The sequence below is a fragment of the Actinosynnema sp. NPDC059335 genome (assembly GCF_042752395.1).
Lineage (GTDB): Bacteria > Actinomycetota > Actinomycetes > Mycobacteriales > Pseudonocardiaceae > Actinosynnema.
This window is the reverse complement of sequence record NZ_JBHYXZ010000059.1, coordinates 35,074-41,671: the sequence shown is the minus strand read 5'-3', so window position 1 is coordinate 41,671 and position 6,598 is coordinate 35,074. Positions and strand designations below refer to the sequence as shown.

Annotated in this window: 8 protein-coding genes; 4 read left to right on the top strand and 4 right to left on the bottom strand. The window is 71.8% G+C overall.

Annotated features, from left to right (window positions below):
* On the top strand, positions 1–388 hold a 388-nt coding region (locus ACFXGA_RS19940), incomplete at its 5' end, for a class II fructose-bisphosphate aldolase (RefSeq protein ID WP_378089915.1).
* Positions 389–466: 78 nt separating this feature from the next.
* On the opposite strand, the gene ACFXGA_RS19935 is transcribed toward ACFXGA_RS19940, so the two are convergent.
* Positions 467–1,573: a hypothetical protein gene (locus ACFXGA_RS19935; protein WP_378089933.1), complete on the bottom strand. Its 1,107-nt coding sequence runs from the start codon at positions 1,571–1,573 to the stop codon at positions 467–469.
* A 296-nt stretch (positions 1,574–1,869) separates the two neighbouring features.
* Between ACFXGA_RS19935 and ACFXGA_RS19930 the strand changes: the two genes are divergently transcribed.
* Complete coding sequence (locus tag ACFXGA_RS19930; RefSeq protein WP_378089913.1) at positions 1,870–2,277, top strand: DUF3151 domain-containing protein; 408 nt, start codon at positions 1,870–1,872, stop codon at positions 2,275–2,277.
* A 4-nt stretch (positions 2,278–2,281) separates the two neighbouring features.
* Positions 2,282–3,388 carry an aromatic acid exporter family protein gene (locus ACFXGA_RS19925; protein WP_378089911.1) on the top strand — a complete coding sequence of 369 codons (1,107 nt, stop codon included), beginning with the start codon at positions 2,282–2,284 and terminating at the stop codon, positions 3,386–3,388.
* Here ACFXGA_RS19925 and ACFXGA_RS19920 read toward each other — a convergent pair.
* The 3 genes from ACFXGA_RS19920 to ACFXGA_RS19910 form a co-directional block, all read right to left on the bottom strand.
* Positions 3,385–3,636 carry a hypothetical protein gene (locus ACFXGA_RS19920; RefSeq protein ID WP_378089909.1) on the bottom strand — a complete coding sequence of 84 codons (252 nt, stop codon included), beginning with the start codon at positions 3,634–3,636 and terminating at the stop codon, positions 3,385–3,387. The two genes, ACFXGA_RS19925 and ACFXGA_RS19920, sit on opposite strands and share 4 nt — an antisense overlap.
* Before the next feature lie 6 nt (positions 3,637–3,642).
* Positions 3,643–4,302 carry an HNH endonuclease family protein gene (locus ACFXGA_RS19915; RefSeq protein ID WP_378089907.1) on the bottom strand — a complete coding sequence of 220 codons (660 nt, stop codon included), beginning with the start codon at positions 4,300–4,302 and terminating at the stop codon, positions 3,643–3,645.
* A gap of 108 nt (positions 4,303–4,410) precedes the next feature.
* The gene (locus tag ACFXGA_RS19910; RefSeq protein WP_378089931.1) at positions 4,411–5,088 is read right to left on the bottom strand and encodes a hypothetical protein; all 678 of its coding nucleotides are present in this window, start codon (positions 5,086–5,088) and stop codon (positions 4,411–4,413) included.
* Between the two features lie 89 nt (positions 5,089–5,177).
* On the opposite strand from ACFXGA_RS19910, the gene ACFXGA_RS19905 reads away from it, so the two are divergent.
* Positions 5,178–6,467, top strand: coding sequence for an adenylosuccinate synthase (locus ACFXGA_RS19905; protein ID WP_378089905.1), 1,290 nt, complete (start codon positions 5,178–5,180; stop codon positions 6,465–6,467).
* Positions 6,468–6,598: the final 131 nt, after the last annotated feature.

Below are 6,598 nucleotides of genomic sequence, written 5' to 3'. Positions count from 1 at the left end.
CCCGGGCAACGTCAAGCTGCGCCCGGAGATCCTCAAGCAGGGTCAGGACGTGGTGGCCGAGAAGCTGGGCCTGCCGGCCGGCTCCAAGCCGTTCGACCTGGTCTTCCACGGCGGTTCGGGCTCGCTGCTGGAGGAGATCCACGAGGCCGTGTCGTACGGCGTCATCAAGATGAACATCGACACGGACACGCAGTACGCGTTCACCCGGCCGATCGTGGGCCACATGTTCGCCAACTACGACGGCGTGCTCAAGGTGGACGGCGAGGTCGGCAACAAGAAGGCGTACGACCCGCGCTCCTACCTCAAGGCCGCCGAGCAGGGCATGGCCGCCCGCATCGCGCAGGCGTGCGAGCACCTGAAGTCGTCCGGCCGCATGATCGCCGGCTGACGCTCCCCGCGCGACGGACGGCCCCTCCCGGATGCCGGGAGGGGCCGTTCACGTGTTCGGGTGGTCTTCGGCTCCCGATCAGGTGGTCATTACCGCGCGCCGGCGCACGGGGAACCGCTGGGCGGCGAGCCACAGGGCCGTCAGGACGAGGAACGTGGCCGGTGCCGAGGAGTAGAGGATCGGCGGCGCGGCGTCCAGCTGCTGCTGGACCCAGATCCCGCCGTAGCCGAGGCCGGTGACGGCGGCCGAGCCGAGCACCGCGGCCGGCGGCGCGGGCACCCGGCCCAGGTGCGCCGCGTCCACGGCCACGCCGACGAGCAGCAGGAACACCGGCACGGTCGAGAGCGGGAAGTCGGCGACGCCGAGCAGCGGCCAGATCAGCAGGCGGTAGGCGACGTAGCCGCCCGCGACCGCCGTCGCGGCCCACGGCGTGCCGAGCGTGCGCCGGGCCAGCACCAGCACCAGGGCCGCCGCGACCAGGCCCCACACCGGGTAGACCCAGTCGGCGATGGGCAGCGAGAACTGCACGATCGACTCGCGGTCGACGGGCCGGCCGATCTGGTCGGCGGCGAACTGCAGCAGGCTCGGTTCGGCGTAGGGGTCGCCGCGGTCCCACGACGCGATCTCCAGCACCCCGTACTCCTGGTGCTGGTTGGGGAACCACATGTTCTCCAGGAAGAAGAACCACAGCGCGGCGAGCCCGAACAGCCGCCACCGGCCGCCCTCCGGGTAGAACCGGGTCCAGCCGCGGATCGCGCCCGCGAGCATGATCGCCGTGCCGAGGTACAGCAGGGCGTGCGACCCGCTCCACGACGTGATGTCCAGGCCGTTGACCCGGTGGTTGATCAGGTCGATCGGCAGCGCGACCAGGAAGACGCCGGTGCCCCACTGCATCAGCCGCAGCGCGGTCCGGTCCGCGCCGTAGCCGGTGTAGGTGTGGAACAGGGTCAGCCCGACCACGATCACCGTGCCCACGGTGTTGATCAGGTGCGGTGGCGCCAGCTCGTCGCGCAGCCACTTGAAGTGCCAGGCCACGTCCCACGACGAGCCGATCAGCTTGAGCAGCAGGCCGACCAGCCAGAGCCGGTGCAGCGCGGCCGCGAGAGCGGGTGGCGTGTCCCGCCCCGGCTCGCCGCGTTCCCAGTACTGGTCGCGGAAACGCGCGACGCGGTTGGCAACCCCCATGTTCACCCGCCCATGATGCGTCTCGATTCGGTGGGCCGGAAGGGTGACCCGCCCTGGTATTTGCCCCCGGATCCCCTAGGGGACGGCCCTGACCTGCGCGTTCCCCGTACGGATCAGCCTAACAGGTGATCGACGTTGCTCCGAACGGCCGGGCACGGCAGGGTGCCGGGCTGAGAGTCCGCTGAGAGACCGGGGAGTGCCCTCGATGGCGAAGAAGTTCGTGGCCGGCGTGATCGTCACCGCGTTGGTGCTGGCAGTGGTCGCTGCCGTGGCCCGGGTGTTCCTAAGCTGACCGCATGGAGAACCTGCTCGGCCCCGAACCCACGTTGCTGCCCGACCGCCCGGAGGCGCAGGCCGCCGCCGAGGCGGGCACCGACCCGGCCAAGATCGTCCGCGCCTACCCCGACTTCAGCGAGGCGTGGGCCCTGCTCGCCGAGCGGGCGTTGCAGACGGGCGACCCGGTGGCGGGCTACGCGTTCGCGCGCACCGGCTACCACCGCGGGCTGGACCAGCTCCGCCGGGCCGGGTGGCGCGGCCACGGCCCGGTGCCCTGGTCGCACCGGGGCAACCAGGGCTTCCTGCGCGCGCTGGCGGCGCTGGCGCGGGCCGCGGACGAGATCGGCGAGACCGAGGAGTACGAGCGCTGCCGGAAGTTCCTCGCCGACAGCGACCCGGCGGCGTCCGCCGCGCTCGGCCTGAGCTGACCGCGTGGGAGCCGTGCGCGACGAGGTGGCGCGCAGGCTGAGGCGGTGGCGGAGCACGGCCTTGCCGATCGGCCAGGCCGCGCTCGCCGCCGGGCTGTCCTGGCTGGTCGCCACCGAGGTGGTCGGGCACGCCCACCCGTTCTTCGCGCCGATCGCCGCCGTGGTGTGCCTGGGCGTGTCGCTGGGCCAGCGGCTGCGCCGGGTCGTGGAGCTGGTGGTCGGCGTGTCCGTGGGCGTGGGCGTCGGCGACGTGCTGATCTCGCTGATCGGGTCGGGTCCGTGGCAGATCGCGCTGGTCGTGGCCCTCGCGATGTCCACGGCGGTGCTGCTGGACGGCGGCGCGGTGATCGCGCTGCAGTCGGGGTCGTCGGCGGTCCTGGTCGCCACGCTGCTGCCGCCGAGCGCGGGCGGCGGGCTGGACCGGATGGTGGACGCGCTGGTCGGCGGCCTGGTGGGGCTCGCGGTGACGGCGTTGCTGCCGGCGAACCCGCTCACCGTGGCGCACCGGCAGGCGAAGGTGGTGCTCGGCGAGCTGACCGAGGCGTTGCGCGGGGTGGCGACGGCGGTGGCGGAGTCCGACGCGGTGCGGGCCGCCGGGGTGCTGGCGCGGCTGCGGGACAGCCAGGAGGCGGTGGACGAGTTCGAGTCCGCGCTGCGCACGGGCGGCGAGATCGCCACCATCGCGCCGATCCGGTGGCGCAGGCGGCACGAGCTGGGCCGGTACGTGACGGCCGCGACGCCGGTGGACTACGCGCTGCGCAACACCAGGGTGCTGGCGCGGCGCGCGTTGGCGGCGCTGCGGGACGACGAGCGGATGCCCGAGGTGCTGCCGGACGTGCTGCGGCAGTACGCGGACGCGGTGGACGTGCTGCGGGCGGAGCTGGAGCGCGGCGACGAGCCGAAGCGGGCGCGGGCGGCGATCTGCGCCGCGGCGTCGGTGGCCACCCCGCACCGGTTGGGCGGCGAGGGCTTCTCCACGAGGGTGGTGCTGGCGCAGGTCAGGTCGGTGGCGGTGGACCTGTTGCAGGCGACGGGGTTGTCCCGGGGCGAGGCCGCGGCGGCGTTGCCGCCCCTGACGCGCAAGGGCGGCAACGAGCGCGACGGCGATTAGCCCTGCGGCCGGTTCAGCACGCCGAGCAGGACGGCGTGCACGGCCTCGTGGTCGCGCGGGTCGGCCAGGCGGCACGACGCGCCGGTGACGGCGTACCACTCCTCCGCGCCCTCGTAGCGCACGGTCGCGCGCAGCGCGCCGTCGTCGGCGAGCGTGGTGCGCAGCTCCAGGTCACCGGTGACCACGCCGACCTCGTCGGTCATGACGCCACCGGGTCCGGCCACGAAGGCGGAGGACAGGTCGGCCATCGGTCGTCAACACCTCCCGAGCATGGTCTGCAACGCAGACTTCTCCGCGGAGTTCACCGTCAAACCCCACTTGTGCTTCGTGCGCGTCCACATCTTCGCGTACGTGCACCAGTACGAGGTCAGCGGCGGCTTCCACAGGGCCGGGTCCTGGTCGCCCTTGGCCTGGTTGACGTTGTCGGTGACGGCGATGAGCTGCGGGCCGCTCAGGTCGTTGGCGAAGGACTGCCGCCGCGACGTGGTCCACGACGACGCGCCGGAGCGCCACGCCTCGGCCAGCGGCACGACGTGGTCGATGTCCACGTCCGAGGCGGCGCTCCAGGTCGCGCCGTCGTACGGGCTGTACCAGCGGCCGGACGTGGCGGCGCAGGCGGAGTCGGTGACCACGTTCGAGCCGTCCCGCTTGAGCACCGTCTCCCGGGTGTTGCAGGCGCCCGAGACGGTGGTCCAGTGCGGGAACAGGTCGCGCGAGTAGCCGCTGGTCGAGCCCTCGCCGGCGACCGTCAGCGCGGCCAGTTCCGCGAGCGCGGTGCTCGTGCTCGGGATGCCCGGCGGCGTCGCGTGGGCGGGGGTGACCAGACCGACTGCCAGCACACCAGCCAGGAGCAGGGAAAAAGCCGGAAGTCGCAGAATGGCGGTGAAGCGCGCGGTTTTGTTGACCGTTGACATAATTCCGACCTTCCTAGTTGGAAGCTGTCGGAATTACCTTGGGTCAATCCTCCTTCCGTTACAACGCTGTCGAGTGACGACTGAATGGCGCGCGGGAAAATTCCGGAGTCACTGCACCCCGCGGACCAGCCGCAGGTCCTCCGTGTGGCGGTACCAGGTCCACTTGCCCATCGGCCGCGGGTGCGCGATGCCGTCGAAGTTCACCTGCACCGGCAGGCAGCCGAGCTGGAACGCGCGCGCCGGCGTGCTCGTCACCTTGCGCCCGAACAGCCGCTTGTGGATGACGTGCACCACCAGCCCGGGGCCGCCGTCCGGGTCCGGGGTGACCTCCAGCCGGGACGCCTGGCCGCGCAGCACGACGGTGTCGTCGCCGTAGCCGACGCCCCGCACGGGGCCGAGCGACCCGAGGCCGACGAGCACCCCGCCCACGTCGTCCCGGACCAGCGACACCCGGTCGGGCTCGCCCGACAGGGCGAGGTCGAGCGCGCGGCCCGGGTCGGTCGGCAGGCCCCACAGCCGGGCCACCTCCGAGCGCGGGTCGGCGGGCACGTACCCGACCGGCACGTCGGCGAGCCGTTCGGTGCGCAGCAGCCGCAGCACCACGGCGTTGAGGTCGGCGTCCGTGCCGTGCACGACGAGACGTTTGTCACCCGAATCGGCGAGGATCGCGTCCACCTCGGCCTTCCCGGGTCGTTCGGCCACTCGGCGCACCTCGAAGCGGTCACCGTCCGTGATCAATGGCGACTGCGAGTTTCCGCAGGCCAGCACGATTCCGCGCACCTTCATCTCCTGGTCTACCCTCAACAGCCGTCCTCATGACGGCTCGGCCGTCGCGGGCATTCGGCTCTTACCCGTCCAACCGCTTGGAGTTTCACATGCCGGCCGTCGTGCTGATCGGTGCCCAGTGGGGCGATGAGGGCAAGGGCAAGGCGACCGACCTGCTCGGTGACCGGGTGCAGTGGGTGGTCCGGTACCAGGGCGGCAACAACGCCGGGCACACCGTGGTGCTGCCCGACGGCCAGAAGTTCGCCCTGCACCTCATCCCCTCCGGCATCCTGACCCCCGGTGTGACCAGCGTCATCGGCAACGGCGTCGTGGTCGACCCCGGCGTGCTGCTCGAGGAGCTGGCGGGCCTGGAGGAGCAGGGCGTCGACACCAGCAAGCTGCTCATCTCCGCGGACGCGCACCTGATCATGCCCTACCACGTGGCGATCGATAAGGTCACCGAGCGCTACCTGGGCAAGGCCAAGATCGGCACCACCGGCCGCGGCATCGGCCCGTGCTACCAGGACAAGATCGCCCGCGTCGGCGTGCGCGCGCAGGACCTGCTGGACGAGAAGATCCTCCGGCAGAAGGTCGAGGCGGCGCTCGACTTCAAGAACCAGGTGCTGGTCAAGGTCTACAACCGCAAGGCGCTCGACCCCGAGCAGGTGGTCGAGAGCGTGCTGGCGCACGGCGCCAAGTTCACCTCGCGGATCGCCGACACCCGGCTGCTGCTCAACCAGGCGCTGGAGCGCGGCGAGACGGTGCTGCTGGAGGGCTCCCAGGGCACGCTGCTCGACGTGGACCACGGCACCTACCCGTTCGTCACGTCGTCGAACCCGACCTCGGGCGGCGCGAGCGCCGGTTCGGGCATCGGGCCGACGAAGATCACGACCGTGATCGGCATCCTCAAGGCGTACACGACGCGGGTGGGCTCCGGGCCGTTCCCGACCGAGCTGCACGACGAGATGGGCGAGCACCTGCGCAAGACCGGCGGCGAGTTCGGCGTGACCACCGGCCGGTCCCGGCGCACCGGCTGGTTCGACGCGGTGATCGCCCGGTACGCGGCGCGGGTCAACGGCATCACCGACTACTTTCTGACCAAGCTCGACGTGCTGTCCGGCCTGGAGAAGGTGCCGGTCTGCGTCGGCTACACGATCGACGGCGAGCGGGTCGACGAGATGCCGATGACGCAGACCGACGTGCACCACGCCGTGCCGGTGTACGAGGAGCTGCCGGGCTGGTTCGAGGACATCAGCCACTGCCGCACGTTCGAGGAGCTGCCCGCGAACGCCCGCGCCTACGTCGAGCACCTGGAGGACATCTCCGGCGCCCGGATGTCCGCGATCGGCGTCGGCCCCGGCCGCGACCAGACCATCGTCCGGCACGACATGCTCGCCTGACCCGCATTCCCCGACAGTGGGGGGGGGGGGGGGCGGCCGCCGCCAGCCCCCGCCCGCGAGGGGGGAGATAAAAAAATAGACTCACCACCCACCACAAAAACAATCCAAGCGTGGCCCCCCCACACACACAC

Coding starts and splice junctions, on each gene's coding strand:
- ACFXGA_RS19935 (WP_378089933.1), bottom strand. CDS start 1,573: ATGGGGGTTGCCAACCGCGTCGCGCGTTTCCGCGACCAGTACTGGGAA.
- ACFXGA_RS19930 (WP_378089913.1), top strand. CDS start 1,870: ATGGAGAACCTGCTCGGCCCCGAACCCACGTTGCTGCCCGACCGCCCG.
- ACFXGA_RS19920 (WP_378089909.1), bottom strand. CDS start 3,636: ATGGCCGACCTGTCCTCCGCCTTCGTGGCCGGACCCGGTGGCGTCATG.
- ACFXGA_RS19915 (WP_378089907.1), bottom strand. CDS start 4,302: ATGTCAACGGTCAACAAAACCGCGCGCTTCACCGCCATTCTGCGACTT.
- ACFXGA_RS19910 (WP_378089931.1), bottom strand. CDS start 5,088: ATGAAGGTGCGCGGAATCGTGCTGGCCTGCGGAAACTCGCAGTCGCCA.
- ACFXGA_RS19905 (WP_378089905.1), top strand. CDS start 5,178: ATGCCGGCCGTCGTGCTGATCGGTGCCCAGTGGGGCGATGAGGGCAAG.